This window comes from Verrucosispora sp. WMMC514, assembly GCF_027497295.1.
GTDB classification, from domain to species: Bacteria; Actinomycetota; Actinomycetes; order Mycobacteriales; family Micromonosporaceae; genus Micromonospora; species Micromonospora palythoicola.
The window spans coordinates 54156-68701 of record NZ_CP114906.1 but is presented as its reverse complement, the minus strand read 5'-3'; the positions used below and the strand labels follow the sequence as shown (position 1 = coordinate 68701).

The window sequence follows — 14546 nt, the reverse complement described above, 5'->3', positions numbered from 1 at the left end:
CTAGTTTCCCAGGTCACCGACTTGTCTGGCCTGTGCCAGTGCCGCGTCGACGTGTTGCCGGGCCGTAGTCCCCCGGGCGCGGACCGTGGCCAGGATCTGCAGTATCTGCTGCAGGCGCGCCAGCGTCGGGCCCGGCTGCCCGCCCTGCAGCGCCGTCGTGGCCATCCGTCGCGCATCGTCGACCGCGGACGCCGCCGCCGTCACGCTGCCCTCGGCTGTCGTCAGCGCCGCGACCACCGGTGTGAGGGCGGCGATGGTCTCCTGCGGTGAGGGCTGCCGCCCCACCGAGCCCACCGCCCGGGACGCTTCACCCAGAACATCCGTGGCCTCTGCCAGCCGGGACCGGGCCTGCCCGATCGACTGCCGCACCCGAGCCAGACCCGCCGTAATACCGACGAAACCGGAGGCCACCGCCCGAGCGGCGACCTGCTCGACACCATGGTCGGCCGCTGCTGCCTCCTGCTGCGCCCGAGCCACACCCGCCGTCATCGACTGCACGTCGACACCGATGCTGTCGGTCAGCGACATCGCACCACCCCGCTCAACGCCTCGCATCCACAGCGGACCGTGGCAGCGTAGAGACGCACACCGACGAGACACAACCACCTTGGATAAGGTGCCTTGGACGCGACGCCACGCCACGCCACGCCGCTGTTCTAACCATCTGCCGCCGCGCTCCGCAGCAACGAGTCGTACGTATCCGTTGTGCGCATCACCGGCACCCCGAGCGAGCAAACCAAGCCGTCCAGACGCTCCTGCACGGCCCGTCCAGACTCGTCGGCGCCGATGAACGCCTCTGCCTCCACGAATGTGCCCAGCCCTTCGACGGCGTCCAGGCACAGCGACACCTCATCCCATCGGCCGGTGCGGCGCCTCTTGACGATCCGTACCGTCGGCGTGAAGCCCATCGTCACCAGCGCGGCGTGCATCTGCTCCCGGTCGGCCACCACGGTCTCGTGCTCCAGACAGGCCATCTCGTTGTCTACCGGCCGCTTGACGGTGAACAGGTGCCGGCCGTCCTGGGTGCGCAGCCGCGCGAACGGCACCCCGATCTTGCTCATGCCGTACCGCCACGCCGCCGGCGCGTACGCCTGATCGTCCTGACTCACCACGTCGGACAACACAACCCCGTGAGCTGCCAGAGCAGCCACCAGCGCCGCCTCGTCGCCCACTCGATACTTGACCTCGACCTCATGCACTGACTCCGGCATAGCAGTCACATCGCAGCAGCCTAGTCGCCAGCAACCCGCCGCATGGGCATGCGCACCGCGGCACGCCCGAAGCACACCGGCCCGGCAGGTGGCTGCCGATCGCTATAGGGCTCGGCGACTGTGGCAACACCCCGTATCCCCGCTTGTAGGAAGTCAGCCCATGTCCAGCCCGTAAGAGGTCCGTGAAGCCCGCCTCGCGAATGGGTGGAAGCTGGAAGCGCTGCGCAGGGCCGCCGGCTACACCCAGAACGGTCTGGCACTGTTGACTTTGTATGGGCCGAGGCTTCTGGGTCCGCTGCGAACAGATACTCGACGCTGGTGGCGTGCTGTTCGCCGACCATGACCGGATGCAGGCCCGCGCCCGACAGGTGGACCGCTTGTCCGCCCTTCGTGGTCTGCCGCAGCCCCTGAACCGGACTACGTCGACCGTGAAGACGTCGACGGGCGATCGCCTCTTCGGGACCCGGAGACAGGCCCCGCACCGGCATCCGGCTCAAGTATTAGGACGTCTCTTGTGCTGGTGATGGGCGTCGGTGTTGATCAGTGGCGGGGCAGGTCGGCAAAGGGGGTCCATCGGGTGTGGTCGTCGCCGGTAGTGATTGCGCGGAGGCGTAGGGCGAATTCATCGGCGATGCCGGGGCTGCTGTTAAGGAGTGGTACGGCTGCGACGATCATTTTGAGTTCGCGTGCTTCGCGGAGCAGTGGCCAGTGTGGGTCGGTGGTGATGTCGTAGCCGTAGGCGGTGGCGAGGCGTTGGTGTTGTCCGGCGCGATGGAAGCGGGCTTCGCCGACGGGTACGGCGACGAGGTCGACTTGCCAGGGGCCGAGGCTGGCGGCGTCGAAGTCGCATAGCACGGTGTTGCCGGTGGGGTCGCGTAGGAGGTTGCTGGGGTGGGCGTCGCCGTGGATGAGTCCTGGGCTCGTGTTGTCGCGGAGAGCGTCGATACGTGGGGTGAGTCTGTCGCACCAGGCCAGCAGGAAGTCCCGGTGGTGGGGGGTGAGTCCTTCGGCGTCGGTAATGCGGTGCCGGGCGTCGCCGATCGGGTCCCATGGCGGCAGGGCGATCGGTGGACGGGGCAAGTGGTGAAACTGCCGCAGGACGGGGCCGAGGTCGTCGACGGTCGGTGGGGGTGGTTGTGGGGGTAGGTAGGTCCACACGGTGGCGGCGAGCCCGTCGACGATGAGGGGCTGGTTGACGCCGGGGACGAGACGAATGGTCGGCGCGTTGGTGTCGGCGAACCAGGCGCCGAGGGCTGCGACCTTGGTCGCGCGGTCGAGGAGCCGTCGGGTGCGGCTGATGCGGACGACGATGCCTGCGGTGGGTAGAGCGAAGACGGCGTTGTTGGCGAGGTGTAGCAGGCGGGCGTCGTTTGAGGTGACACGCAGGTGTTCGGCGATGTGGTGTAGGGCGGCGGTCATGGCCTCGGCGGTGAACCGTCCGAAGGTGGGGTCAGTCATGCGGTCACGCTGGCCAGGTTGTCCCTGAACTCCTGGACGGCCGGTCGGCCGGCGTGGTGGTTGAGGTCACGGCGCAGGTTATGGATGCGGTCGATAACCCGGGCGGAGGCGAGTTGGTCCGTGTGGTCGAGGACCGTCGCGCCGATGGTGAGGGCGCGGTCGGGTTCGCCGGCGAGGAACATGGCGCTGCACAGGCCGATCTGGTTGAGCACGCTGCTGCGTACGTTCTGCGGCCCGAACGCGGTGATCGCTTCGCTGGTCCATCGGACGGCCTGCTCACCGTGGCGCGGGTCGTCGCGAGCCATGTCGCGGTAGACCCGCCCGTGCTGGGCGAGGACCTCCGCGTAGCTGAAGAAGCTCATCCAGTCCGGCTCGCGATCCGGCTCGACACGTGAGTAGGCGTCGGTCGCTGACGCCAGCCGGGTTCGTGCCTGAGCGTGGTCGCCGAGGGCCGCCAGCGATGCCGCTTCGGCACTGTCGAGCATGGCGGTGATCGCCGGGGTGGCTGCACCGCCCAGGTGTGCGCGGGCCAGCCGGAGGGTCTCCACCGCGTCGCGGTTGTGGTGAAGATGCTGGAACTGGCGGGCCTGGCAGTAGCGCACCCGGGCGGCCAGCCGGGCATCGCCCGCTGCGACCGCCGCCCGTTCAGCGGACAGGAAGTGCCGTTGGGCATCAGAGTGGTGGCCGGCATCGAACGCTGTCCAGCCTGCCAACTGGCGTGCCTCCGAGGCGGCGGTCAACGCCGCCTGCCTGAGCCCGTCGCTATGCGTGCCGTCGAGCATCCTGGAGATTACCTCGGCGAGCGCCGCCACCTGCTGGTGGACCGCGCCGCCTCCGTACTCGTAGTCCATAGACCGGTACAGCGTGATGATCGCGTGGATGCGGGCAATGTCTGCCGCTCCGATACGGCACCCTCCAGTCGGCCTTCCTAGCAGTCCGGATGCTGCGGCGATCGCCGTGATACCGGCCAACAGTGCATGGCGTCGGTGCACGGGCGACGCGCTCATCTGCGCCAGCGTGTCGACAGCGCAGCCGGGCAGCGCTGGCCTTGTGAGGGCGTCCGCCGTCGGGGCGGGCACCGTCTGGACGCCGGCGCCTTTGGCTCTCCGGTACTCGCGTTCCAGAGCCACGATGCGGTCGTAGCCGGCGGCGAGGATCCCGTCGGTGCGGAGGATTTCGTCGCAGGTTTGCCAGAAGATGCGGTCCGGCCGTTGGTGTCCCGTCTCGGCATTCGCGACTGTGCTGCGCCCGTAGAGGGTGAGGGGAGCCAGCGAGTGCTGGGTGTGGCCAGCGGCCTTTCGAAGCGCGGCAAGTTGCTGGCCGAGTCTGCGTCGCGCCTCGCGGATGTCGCGAGGGTCCACTGGGTTGACCACTTCCCACCTCCCTGGTCCGCAGCCTGCCGCGATGATTGTGCCGCCGACGGATGGCTCGCGTGAACACTGACACGGCCCGGTAGAGGCGCGCCGCTGTCCACGGGCCTGCACCTGCCGGTCTCGCCAGTCCGGTTCGCCCAAGACAAAGTCCAGGTCAATGCTGGTTGGATCGGGAAGGGCGTGCCTGGGCGACCCGCTTGGATCGCAATGTCGGAATTTTGTCGGCGTTCCCGCCTGCAAGATCACTTACGGGCTCCATACCAGGTCTCACCGGCAACGCGGCCAGGGAGGTATGGCGAGGGCTTAGAAAAGAGATTGCGTTGCGGCTACCGCCCTGCATCTGACGCGAACCCGGGCGTCGATGTTGACGGTGTGGGCAGCGTGATCGGTGAGGCCGTCCAAGCGTGGTTGGTGCAGGTATGCGGCGGCAGCCAGGTGGGGCAGTAGCCCAGGGCCCGTATGGAGGTAGTCGAAGCGGTATCCGTTGCCGCCGCGGCCGATCCAGCTGTGGGCTTGTACGCCGGGATGCAGGCTCTGGTGGATGTCGGCGAGTCCGAGGTCGCTGAGGGTGTCGAGGAACTCGTATTCGAAGGTGAGGAAGCCGGGGTAGCGGGGTTGGTGGTCGCGGCTGATGACGTTGTAGTCCCCGCCGACCACGAGATGAGCCCGGTGGGCGGCGGACATCGTGGCCAGGGTGTTTTGGACGGTGGTGAGGAAGGCGCGTTTCTTGGCGACCTTGGTGGGTGCGCGGTCGCTGGAGGGCACATACAGGCCGAGCACGGTGACGGCGGGGTTGGTGTCGAGGGTGATGGCGGGGGCGCGGCCGGGCAGGCTGATTCCGGCGGTGAGGTGTGGGGCGGGTCGGGTTGGGACGCGGGTGGCGATGGCGCAGCCGCGGTCGCCGTCGGGTGTGCTCTGGTGGGTGACGGTGAGGCCGGCAACGCGGAGTTCGGTGAGTAGGTGTCGGGTGCCGGGGCCGTTGCTGGTCTCGGTCAGGATGATCACATCGTCGTCGCGGGCCAGGAGCCAGGTGAGCAGGCGCTGCGCGCGGGCTGGCGCGGCGGCTTGCACGTTGATCGTCAGGATGGTCAGCACGGTTGCTGGGCCTCGCTGGTCAGGGGCAGGTCGGCGGGTAGGAGGCTGAGGATAGTGGTCACGACGTGGTCGGGGGTGAGTCTGTTGCAGGCGACGGTGTGTTGGCGCCATTGCTGCCGGTGTAGGTGTCGGGCCGCGTCGCGGTAGTGGGCGAGTTCTTGTTCGGGTGAGCCGGCGCGTTCGAGGCGGGTCAGGTGCGGTCGGGCGTCGAGTCGGGCGCGGATGACGTCGGGGTCGTCTTCGAGGTAGATGACGGTGGCGGGTAGGACGTACCGGTTGTAGGACCAGATCTCGGCAAGGTCGAGGCCGTCGACGCGTTGCAGGACCAGCGAGGAGGCGACGTATCGGTCGGTGACGACGTGGAAGCCGTCGTCGAGGCGGGGGATGATTTCGTTCTCGATGTGCGCGGCCCGGTCGGCGGCGAGGGCGAGGGCGAGTGCTTTGCCGTGGAGGAAGTCTTCCTGCCGGCGCAGGAGTTGACCCAGCGGCGTGCGGCTGGGTTCCGCGGTGAGTTGTACGCCGGCGGGGCCGAGGTCGGCGAGGCGGTCGGCCAGGAGGCGAGCGATGGTGCTCTTGCCGACCCCGTTGGGGCCTTCGATGGCGATGAACAGGCTGATCACTCCTCGGCGACGGCGAGCGGTAGTAGACGCCGCCCGTGCGGGGCGGTGACTGGGCACTGGTCGGCGTCGACGTCGCCGATGCGCCCGCCGGCCGCGACGACCGCCGCGGGGCAGCCCTTGCCGCACTGCCCGCCGAGCGCGCAGGAGCCGCAGGTCGGATTCCCGCCGGGCTGGTAACGGGTGTGGAAGTCGTGGCCGTCGAGGTCGGCGGTGATGTCCGCGTCGAGGATGTTGCCGGCCAGGAACTCGGTGTCGCGGTGCGGGGAGGCCGGTGTGCGGGCGGCGAAGACGAGGTACGGGCAGATCGCGACCTGCCCGTCGACGAAGACGCAGATCAGTTTGCCGGCGTCGCAGCCGCCCAGCGGCAACTCGTCGTTGGGGAAGCGGATATGGACGAGGTCGAGTTGGTCGGCGAAGCGATCGGTCACCGCGCGGATGGCGTTCATCGTCGCCGCGGTGGCGGCCAGCCGTGCGCGGCTTTTCACCCCTCGTCCGAAGGACGACAGCGGGTTCATCAACACGTACTCGGCACCGACCTGCACGCCGAAGGCACACAGGTCAGCGAACTCCTCCGGCACGGTCAGCGCATTGGGCGTCGACAGGAGCCCCTTGAGTAGGCCGGCCTGGGCGAACTTGCGGGTGGTGGCGAGTGTGGTGGCGAACGACGACCGGTCGCCGCGGAACCTGCCGTGGCTTTCGGGGCGGAATCCGTCGAAGGACACGTTGATGTGGACGTTGCCCAGCGCGGTCAGGGCGGCGATGTGATGGTCGGTGGTCTGCGTCGCGTTCGTGCAGATGCCCACGGGCAGCCCTCGCTCGGCCACGGCCTGGCACATGGCGATCAGGTCGGGGTGCACGAACGGCTCCCCACCGGTGAGCGTGATGCGTTGCACCCGGGCGTCGAGCAGCCGGGGCAGAACCCGGGTGGTGAAGTCCTCCGGCGTCAGGTCGCAGCCTTGGGTGGTGGAGGAGACGAAGCAGTGGGCGCAGTGCAGGTTGCACCGCTCGGTGATCTGCACCAGCGCTTTGCGGCCGTCCCCGCCCACTGAGGTGCGGAAGTAGCAGGACGAGGCGTGGGTGTCGACGATGAGACGCTTCACGATGATCTTCCCGCTTCCACTGATAGAGGGGCGGCGCTGGCAGGTGGTGCTGCTGCGAGCAGCTGCGCGGCCGCGTGGAGCTGCCGAAGCACGACTTGGGCATGACGGCGGTCGGTGTCGGGCCGGTGGTGGCCGGCGGCGGCGATGGTCAGGAGCCACCAGGCCGCCCAGACCCGGTGCCAGCCCAGCGCCCACCGGCCGGCGGGAAGACCGCCCCGGTCGGCTTCCGCGTCCGGGTGCCCGCCCGCGGCGACGTAGGCGCGGATGAGTCGGGTGAGCAGTCGGGGTTCGGGTGGCGTGCGGGTGCCGAACCAGGTCGCCAGGTCGAGCAGCCCGGGCCCGGTGAACGCTTTCGCCCAGTCGACGAGGCGGCATCCGGCACGGCTGACGTGCAGCGAGCTGCGGTGGAACTCGCCGTGGCACAGCCCGAACGGTGGCCGCTCGGTGCCGTCGGCCCGGCGCTGTGCGACGGCGGCCAGCCGCTGCAGCGACACCTCGATCGGACGGGAGTCGGGGAAGCGTCCCTGCCGGCGCAGCGCGTAAAGGGCGTCGAGGGCCTGTCCGGGCAGCCGCGCCAGCCCCGCCTGGTCGAACGTCGGCAGCCCGGTGACGCCGGCAACGGTGTGGACCCAGCGGGCCGCGGCGGCGGCTTCCGCCGCGGTCGCTGCCCGGACCGGGGCGCCGAGATCGTCCATCAACATGCCCAGCGTCTGCGGGCGCATCGCGTAACCGTGCAGCACCGGAACGGCGGCTTCCCGCTCGTTGAGCGCCCGCAGCACGCTCGCCTCACCGGTGAACGGCGCGACGGCGACCTTGCAGACCACGCTGCTGCCGTCACCGAAGAACAGCCGCTCCACAGCGGACAGCTCCCACTGCTGGATGGCCTGTCGCCCGGTCGGTGCCCGCCGCGCGGCGGTGAGCAGGTCACATCGCAGCTGCGCGACGAGGTGCTCGTCGAGCCTGCCGGCGTTCACCGTGGCCCCGATGCGGCGATGGCGGTGGCCTGTTCGAGCCGGGCGAGGACGGCGTGCAGATGCGCCGACATGCTGGCCGGCACCCTCGGATGCGCCGCCTGCTGGAAGGATCGGAAGTGCGGCAGCAGCCCGCACAGCACCGGCCGGCGGGCGAAGTACCCGGTCACGTCTCCGGTGGTCCGTGCCCGCTGCAGCAGCGAGGTCAGCGCGACGATCTTGTCGGCGGTGGAGGCGAGCAGCACCGGCTGGTCACCGACACAGATGGGCGGGTCGGGTTCGTCGAGGGCGGAATGTTCGGCCTGGAGTGCGGCGATGATCCGCGCCACCTCGGGCCCGTACCCGTTGGTGAGGACCTGGTACACGTCCAGTGTGGCCGGGGCGAAATCCGGTGCGTCGTGCAGCAACGCCGCCGCGATCACCTCCTGCGGCGGCGTGGGCACGTGGTCACCGATGGTCACCGCGACCCGGACCGCGTGGACCAGGGCCGGCCGGTCATCGATGGTGTGCCCTGCACACCACGTTCTGGCGTCACGCAGGGCGCGGTCGATGACGGCAGGACGCGGAGGGGATAAGACCGTCATACCCTGATACCTCCTGGTTACCGTACGATCGGCGCCATGTCCGGGCCGCTTCCGCACTGGTGTGAGCAGACCTGCGTCGTGTGTCCCGCTCAGCAGCTCGGACCGGGCCAGTTCGACGTGGTCGACCGGCCCGGACCCGAGTTCGCCTACCGCCCCGACCTCGGCTGGCGGGCCACCGCCGACGGTGTCGCCGTGTGCGTCCACCCGTTTCGGGTGGGCCTTCCCGCCGGCCGGTACGCCTCGGCCGGGGAACCGGTCCCCGCCCAGGCGTCCCGGCCGGCGCCGACACCGGCGGCCCTGGAGTTGCCCGCCGACGTGGTGGATCTGGAAGGCTGGCTCGTCGCTGTGCTGCGGGACGCACCCGCCGAGCAGATCTTCACCGCGGTCGCTCGGGCGGAACGGCTGGCGGGCGAGCGGTTCGATCCGAAGCGGGTGGTGGCGGCCATGCGGCGGGTTTTGTCGGTGGAGCTGGCTAACCGCTGACCCCGGCAGCGACCAGCTCCGGCTGGTCGAAGTCGAAATCGTGGCTACGTCCATCACGGCCGAGACCGGCAGCCTGGTAGCGGGTGTTGAGCAGGTCCAGGCGCCGGGTCACCTCGACCGAGTCCAGCCAGTACCGCAGCGGCTGCTCACCCCACCCCGCAGCGGCGTAGTACGCGTCGGTGACACACCCACGGGTGTAAGTGAACTCCTCCAACTCCGTCGCGTGGGGGAAGACCACTGCCAGGTCGGCCTGCATTCGCGTCATCAGCGTGAACTGGGCCAGCACCGCGTGGATCATCTCGTCCACCGGCGCCGGCACGAGCAGCTCGGCGGCCTGCTCGTCGCCATCGGACAGTTCGAACACCGCCGCCTTGAGGGCCAGCACCCGCAGCGCCTCTTCCAGCAGCGGCCCGGCGTCACGCTCCAGAGACCAGCGGCTGATCGCCGGGTATCCGGTGAACGTGGCCCAGCAGGTGGAGTACTTCATCGACGAGCTGTGCAACCGGTCGTAGGCCGGATGGGCGCGCATCCGGTCGAGGATCTCCGCGGCCCGACGACCGACCTCTGCGACCTGCGGCATCGATGAACTGGTCATGGTGCATCCCCTCCCAAGGGGCAGTGGACACAGGGAGACCCGCACGCCGGAAGCGGCTGGGGTCCCTCACCGCCCGCCGAACCCATGCGGGCGGTGACAAAGCCATCAGAAGCTGCCGTCGCCGATGTCGATAAGAGACGCGGTTGACCTCCGACAATCTGCCGACATTTCACCGTGAAAATCGTCCGGCGCTAATCCCCGCACCGGGATTGTTGCCGGAATGTCGGAACCTGCCGATAGTGCTGGCCGACATAGATCGTCCTCGCCTTTAGTCGTCTCGTTGGCACGCGATCCGGCCGGCCGGCCGCCAGTCGAGCCGGGTGCACCACGGCTTCCTCATTCCGCCGTGTCATGGGTCGTTGACCGTGCGATCTGAAGGGTTCTGCTGTGCGTGTTGCCCGGAGACTGACGTTGTTGCTGGCCATTCCGCTGTCCGCGACCATGCTCTTCGCCGCGTGGGGTGTGACCTCGACGGGACGCCAGGTGATAGCCGCCGATGGGCTGCCATCGCCGGTGGCAATCTTGTCGGCTGTCGGTGACGTGCTCCATCAGGTTGATCGAAAGCGTCAGATCGCGGCGGCGGTGGTCTCGGATGCCGATGGCGGGTTGAACGCTTTCTCAAGCAGGGCGCCGTGTCCGATAGCGCGTGCCGCCACGCATCTCACACAGAAAGGTGATGGCAGTGTGCGTCAAGTGGTTCGTCCCTGCTAACGGCGAACACCCGTTCAGGCCCTTCGGCATTGAGTGCGAGGATGCAGCCACGCGCTTCGCCAGCTGTGGCGAAGCGACGCCTCGCGACCAGGATGAAAACACCGCATTGCCCCATGGTGCCCTCGATCGGAGCCGGCCGTGCGGGGCGAACTCCGGTCGCCCTGTCCTGGACTCCGACCCTCGACATCGAGGGCGTCGAAGGACGCGGCCGTGAACCGCAGCCCGCAGCCCCTGCCCGACGTAGCCCCGGGCACTCTGCTCCAACTTGAGGCGAACGACTGGTCCTACGGCCGTGACCTCACCCCCGGGACTCCCGTGGCCGTCACCGTGGCCGCGATTCGCGACCTGCCGAACCGCAGCGACGAGTGGGTATGGGTCCTCGGCCACCGGCCTCAGTGCGACTACCCGCACGTCGACCGGCATCCGCCGTGCATGGAGGTGCGGGTCACCGTCGCCGCGCTCCACCGCCAGATCCCCCGTTCATGACCAGTACCGATGACGGTGACCGCGCCGTCGATCGCTTCGAATCAGCGCGCAACACGGCGCTCCAGCACCGCGACGGCGGTACCTGCTTCCACTGCCAGACCGGTGGATGCGGGCAACACGCCTGGGCGATCGAGGAACTGGCCCGCCACCCCGGCGGCCGGAAGCTCCTCCGGCAGCTCGGGTTTCCCATCCCCTCTGACGAATCGACTGAGGAAGGTCAGCCGCGGTGAACACCCCACCCTCCGGCGCATCCCACGACCACGCACCCCACCTGTACGAACACCCGGCACCAGTAGAGCCGGCCCGGCCGGTGCGCGCCGTTGGCAGCGCCGCCGCCCACACCACCGCGCGTCTTGCCGACGAGTTCTTCTACTTGGCCCACGATGACCAGACCGGACGTCCGCGTCTGTTCGAGTCCGCGACGGCACACGGCTTGGCCGCTGCACTGTTGGCGGAGCTGTACCGGGAGGGTCGGGTCACCTTCGAGGGCCGCCATATGCGGGTGATCAACACGGTCCCGCCGAAGGACTGGCTGCAGCATCTCGTCCTGGATCGTCTGGTGGCCGAGCCGCGTCACACCGCGACCCGGACCTGGCTTTCGTTCCTCGCCACCACCTCCTGCGAGCAGGTGATCACCCGGATGTGGCAGCTCGGGTTGCTGCGGCCGGAGCAGGTCGGTCGGCTGTGGCGCCAGCGCACCGTCTACGTCCCCACCGACGTGAACACGGCCGCCTGGTCCTGGGCTCGCCTGTCCTTCCAGCTGCGCAACTACCAGCTGAGGTTCCCCCGATAGCTCGGAGACTTTCGATCATGGTCTGATAGGCCCTGACCAGGAGGTTTTCTGTGCCCGCCCCTCGTAAGTACCCGGACGAGTTGCGCCAGCGTGCGGTGCGGCTCTACCGGGAGTCCGACCCCAAACCGGTGATCAAGCGCTTGGCCGAGCAACTCGGTGTGCATCCCGAGGCGCTGCGTAACTGGATCCGCCAGGACCAGGCTGATCACGGTGAGCGCTTCGACCAGCCCACCACCGCCGAGGCCGAGGAACTGCGCCGGCTCCGCAAGGAGGTCGCTGAGCTGCGCCGAGCCAATGAGATCCTCAAGGCCGCGTCCGCTTTTTTCGCATCGGAACTCGACCCGACCCGGCGACGGTCATGACGCTCGTGAGCGAGCTGCGCGACCGCTTCGGGGTCGAGCCCGTCCTCCGGGTCCTGAACATCGCCCCGTCGACCTACTACGGGTGGCTGGCCCGCGAGGCCACTCCCGGCCCGCGGGAGGTCGAAGACCGCGGGCTGCTGTCGGAGATCGTCGACATCCACGACCGGTCCGGGCAGACGTATGGCAGCCCGCGCGTGCATGCCACCCTCGCCCGCCGGGGCATCCGCGTGGGCCGCAAGCGCATCGAGCGGCTGATGCGTGAACACGACCGGCAAGGAGCCTTCCTGCGTAAGGGCTGGCGGGGCGGGTCCACGAAGCAGAACCCGAAGGCCGATCCGGCACCGGACCTGGTCAACCGGAACTTCACCACCGACGCCCCGAACCGGCTGTGGGTGGCCGACGCGACCCGAATCACCTGCGGTGATGGTGTGCTCTGGCTGGCCGCGGTCCGCGACGCGTTCTCCAACCGGATCGTGGGCTGGAAAACCTCCGACCGGTGCAACACCGACCTCGTCCTCGGCGCCCTCGAGTACGGGATCTGGTCACGCGACGTGCGTGACGGTCAGTTGATCCATCACAGCGACCGCGGATCGACCTACACCGCGATCAAATTCTCCGAACGCCTGGCAGACAACGGGATCCTGCCCTCGATGGGCTCCGTCGGGGACTCCTACGACAACGCCCTGATGGAAAACTTCTTCAGCACCCTGAAAATCGAACTGGTCTACCGCACCTCGTGGCGTACCCGAGACGAAGCGGAGAACGCGATCTTCGCCTACATCGACGGGTGGTACAACCGCGAACGCATCCAGAAGGACCTCGGCTGGCTGTCACCCGACGAGTACGAAGCCGCCTGGTACACAAAGAACATCGATACACCGAACCCCGTGAACACCACCCACGAACAGGCTCTAGCCTGCTAAAACGCCCTCCGCGTTATCGGGGGAACCTCAAGCCGCTGACCGCCTTCGACCAAGTCCTTGCGGGCCTGGCGTTGCACACGCAGCTCGACCCGATCCTGCTCGACGGCACACCGCTTGCCGTCCGCGCGTTCCTGCGCCACCAGGTCGACCAGGTCCCTGCCCCGCTACGCGATCTCCTCGCTGACCTCGGTGCCGTTGTCGGCGGCGCCGTGCTGAGCCACCGCACCTCCTGAGCGTGGCTACCTCCCTGTCCATCCCCTCTTCGTTGAGAGAGAACCGATGTTGCACTCGAAACCCGACACCGTGTCCGCCGTCCTCGCCAGGGGGCGGCTCGGTATCCCGTCGGTGGTGTTCTTCGTCATCGCCGCCGCCGCACCCCTCACCGTCATCGCCGGTGGCGCGACCACCGGGTACGCGGTCACCGGCGTCACCGGCATCCCCGTCGCCTACCTCCTGGTCGCGGCCGTGTTGGCGTTGTTCGCGGTCGGCTATGTGGCCATGTCCCGCCGCATCGTCAACGCGGGCGCCTTCTACACCTACGTCACCCGCGGCCTCGGCCGCCCCACCGGCGTCGGCGCCGCCATGGTCGCCCTGCTCGCCTACAACGCAATGCAGATCGGCCTGTACGGCGGCGCGGGTGCGGTCACCGCGCAGTTCCTCAATGACCGCTACGGCTGGCAGCTCACCTGGTGGATCTGCGCCCTCACCGTCTGGGCCATCGTCACCGCGCTCGGGGTCGCGCGCATCGACCTCAACGGCCGCGTCCTCGCCGTCGTCCTCGTCGCCGAATGCGTCGTCGCGTTGACCTTCGACGCCATCATGCTCACCCACCCCGCCGACGGCACCGTCAGCTTCGACACCCTCGCCCCGACGCACCTGGTCGCCGCCGGCGTCGGCGCCGCCCTGGTCACCGCGATCACCGGGTTCGTCGGCTTCGAAGGCACCGTCGTGTTCTCCGAGGAGACCAAGGACCCGCACCGCACGATCGCCCGCGCCACCTACATCGCCGTGACCGTGACCGGCCTGCTGTACGGGCTGTCCGCGTGGGCGATGTCGGTAGCCACCGGCCCCGACCGCATCGTCGACGCCGCTCGCGCCGATGGCACCGACCTCATCTTCAACCTCGTGTCGCCGCACCTGAGCCAGAGCGTCATCACCGTCGCCCGGGTCCTGTTCATCACCAGCCTGTTCGCCGCCCTGCTCTCGTTTCACCACACCGTCGCCCGGTACCTGTTCGCGCTCGGCCGCGAACGGGTACTCCCGGCCGTGTTCGGTCGCACCAGCCGCCGCACCGGCGCACCCAAGGTCGGCTCCCTCGTCCAGAGCGGCCTCGCCTTCGCCGTGCTGGTCGGCTACGCCCTCGCGGGGGCGGACCCGATCGTGCACCTGTTCTTCTGGATCACCGTCACCGGCGGACTGGGCGTGCTCATCCTGATGACCGCCACCTCCGCCGCCGTCATCGGCTTCTTCACCCGCACCACCCACACCGAAGGACCATGGCGGTCGGTGATCGCACCCGCAGCCGCCACGCTCGCGCTCGGCGGCATCCTCACCGTCACCCTGCGCGAGTTCGCCACCCTCCTCGGCGTAGCACCGGACTCGCCCCTGCGCTGGGCATTCCCCACCGCCTACGCCGCCGCCGCGCTGCTCGGCATCGCCTGGGCGCTGATCCTGCGCACCACCCGCCCCGATGTGTACGCGGCGATCGGCTTGGGCGCGGACAGCGACACCGGCCCCCTACGCGCCCCCGACCTCGCCCGCCAACCTGCCTGACCAGAGGG

Annotated in this window: 17 protein-coding genes and 1 other annotated feature; of the genes, 7 read left to right on the top strand and 10 right to left on the bottom strand. The window is 69.0% G+C overall.

Translation table 11 applies throughout. The annotated features are described in order from the left end of the window. The 9 genes from O7597_RS00335 to O7597_RS00295 all read right to left on the bottom strand — a co-directional run bounded on the left by O7597_RS00335 (position 1) and on the right by O7597_RS00295 (position 8412). Positions 1 to 528: a DUF6244 family protein gene (locus O7597_RS00335; protein ID WP_281581704.1), complete on the bottom strand. Its 528-nt coding sequence runs from the start codon at positions 526 to 528 to the stop codon at positions 1 to 3. Between the two features lie 128 nt (positions 529 to 656). Beyond that, complete coding sequence (locus O7597_RS00330) at positions 657 to 1199, bottom strand: CYTH domain-containing protein (protein WP_281581703.1); 543 nt, start codon at positions 1197 to 1199, stop codon at positions 657 to 659. 552 nt (positions 1200 to 1751) lie between these two features. After that, the gene (locus O7597_RS00325; RefSeq protein ID WP_281581702.1) at positions 1752 to 2669 is read right to left on the bottom strand and encodes a phosphotransferase; all 918 of its coding nucleotides are present in this window, start codon (positions 2667 to 2669) and stop codon (positions 1752 to 1754) included. Continuing rightward, positions 2666 to 4042, bottom strand: coding sequence for a helix-turn-helix transcriptional regulator (locus tag O7597_RS00320; protein ID WP_281581701.1), 1377 nt, complete (start codon positions 4040 to 4042; stop codon positions 2666 to 2668). Before O7597_RS00320 ends, O7597_RS00325 begins: the two co-directional genes overlap by 4 nt. Positions 4043 to 4345: 303 nt before the next feature. Beyond that, positions 4346 to 5137: an endonuclease/exonuclease/phosphatase family protein gene (locus tag O7597_RS00315; RefSeq protein WP_281581700.1), complete on the bottom strand. Its 792-nt coding sequence runs from the start codon at positions 5135 to 5137 to the stop codon at positions 4346 to 4348. Then, entirely contained in the window at positions 5131 to 5757 is a 627-nt protein-coding gene (gene tmk / locus O7597_RS00310; protein WP_281581699.1) for a dTMP kinase, read from the bottom strand. Before tmk ends, O7597_RS00315 begins: the two co-directional genes overlap by 7 nt. Beyond that, positions 5754 to 6857 carry a radical SAM protein gene (locus O7597_RS00305; protein ID WP_281581698.1) on the bottom strand — a complete coding sequence of 368 codons (1104 nt, stop codon included), beginning with the start codon at positions 6855 to 6857 and terminating at the stop codon, positions 5754 to 5756. Before O7597_RS00305 ends, tmk begins: the two co-directional genes overlap by 4 nt. Continuing rightward, a complete protein-coding gene (locus O7597_RS00300) occupies positions 6854 to 7831 on the bottom strand; it encodes an aminoglycoside phosphotransferase (protein WP_281581697.1) in 978 nt (325 codons plus the stop codon). Before O7597_RS00300 ends, O7597_RS00305 begins: the two co-directional genes overlap by 4 nt. Then, positions 7828 to 8412, bottom strand: coding sequence for a metal-dependent phosphohydrolase (locus O7597_RS00295; RefSeq protein ID WP_281581696.1), 585 nt, complete (start codon positions 8410 to 8412; stop codon positions 7828 to 7830). The genes O7597_RS00300 and O7597_RS00295 overlap by 4 nt, the downstream gene beginning before the upstream one ends. 36 nt (positions 8413 to 8448) lie before the next feature. On the opposite strand from O7597_RS00295, the gene O7597_RS00290 reads away from it, so the two are divergent. Beyond that, positions 8449 to 8895 (top strand): hypothetical protein, encoded by a 447-nt coding sequence (locus O7597_RS00290; RefSeq protein ID WP_281581695.1) that lies wholly within the window; start codon positions 8449 to 8451, stop codon positions 8893 to 8895. On the opposite strand, the gene O7597_RS00285 is transcribed toward O7597_RS00290, so the two are convergent. Beyond that, on the bottom strand, positions 8885 to 9490 hold the full coding sequence (locus tag O7597_RS00285; protein ID WP_281581694.1) for a hypothetical protein: 606 nt from the start codon (positions 9488 to 9490) through the stop codon (positions 8885 to 8887). The genes O7597_RS00290 and O7597_RS00285 overlap by 11 nt on opposite strands. Positions 9491 to 10411: 921 nt before the next feature. On the opposite strand from O7597_RS00285, the gene O7597_RS00280 reads away from it, so the two are divergent. The 6 genes from O7597_RS00280 (at position 10412) to O7597_RS00255 (ending at position 14538) form a co-directional block, all read left to right on the top strand. Then, positions 10412 to 10687, top strand: coding sequence for a hypothetical protein (locus O7597_RS00280; RefSeq protein WP_281581693.1), 276 nt, complete (start codon positions 10412 to 10414; stop codon positions 10685 to 10687). Between the two features lie 226 nt (positions 10688 to 10913). After that, positions 10914 to 11480 carry a GPP34 family phosphoprotein gene (locus tag O7597_RS00275; RefSeq protein ID WP_281581692.1) on the top strand — a complete coding sequence of 189 codons (567 nt, stop codon included), beginning with the start codon at positions 10914 to 10916 and terminating at the stop codon, positions 11478 to 11480. A gap of 50 nt (positions 11481 to 11530) precedes the next feature. After that, positions 11531 to 11842, top strand: a complete 312-nt coding sequence (locus tag O7597_RS00270) for a transposase (RefSeq protein WP_269742286.1) — start codon at positions 11531 to 11533, stop codon at positions 11840 to 11842. Further along, positions 11797 to 11910 (top strand) — a sequence feature (AL1L pseudoknot). (Overlaps the previous gene by 46 nt.) Continuing rightward, entirely contained in the window at positions 11839 to 12765 is a 927-nt protein-coding gene (locus tag O7597_RS00265) for an IS3 family transposase (protein ID WP_281580763.1), read from the top strand. It overlaps the preceding feature by 72 nt. The genes O7597_RS00270 and O7597_RS00265 overlap by 4 nt, the downstream gene beginning before the upstream one ends. Before the next feature lie 71 nt (positions 12766 to 12836). Further along, positions 12837 to 12998 (top strand): hypothetical protein, encoded by a 162-nt coding sequence (locus O7597_RS00260; protein WP_281581691.1) that lies wholly within the window; start codon positions 12837 to 12839, stop codon positions 12996 to 12998. A gap of 46 nt (positions 12999 to 13044) precedes the next feature. Further along, positions 13045 to 14538 (top strand): APC family permease, encoded by a 1494-nt coding sequence (locus O7597_RS00255; RefSeq protein ID WP_281581690.1) that lies wholly within the window; start codon positions 13045 to 13047, stop codon positions 14536 to 14538. The last annotated feature ends 8 nt before the right edge of the window (positions 14539 to 14546 follow it).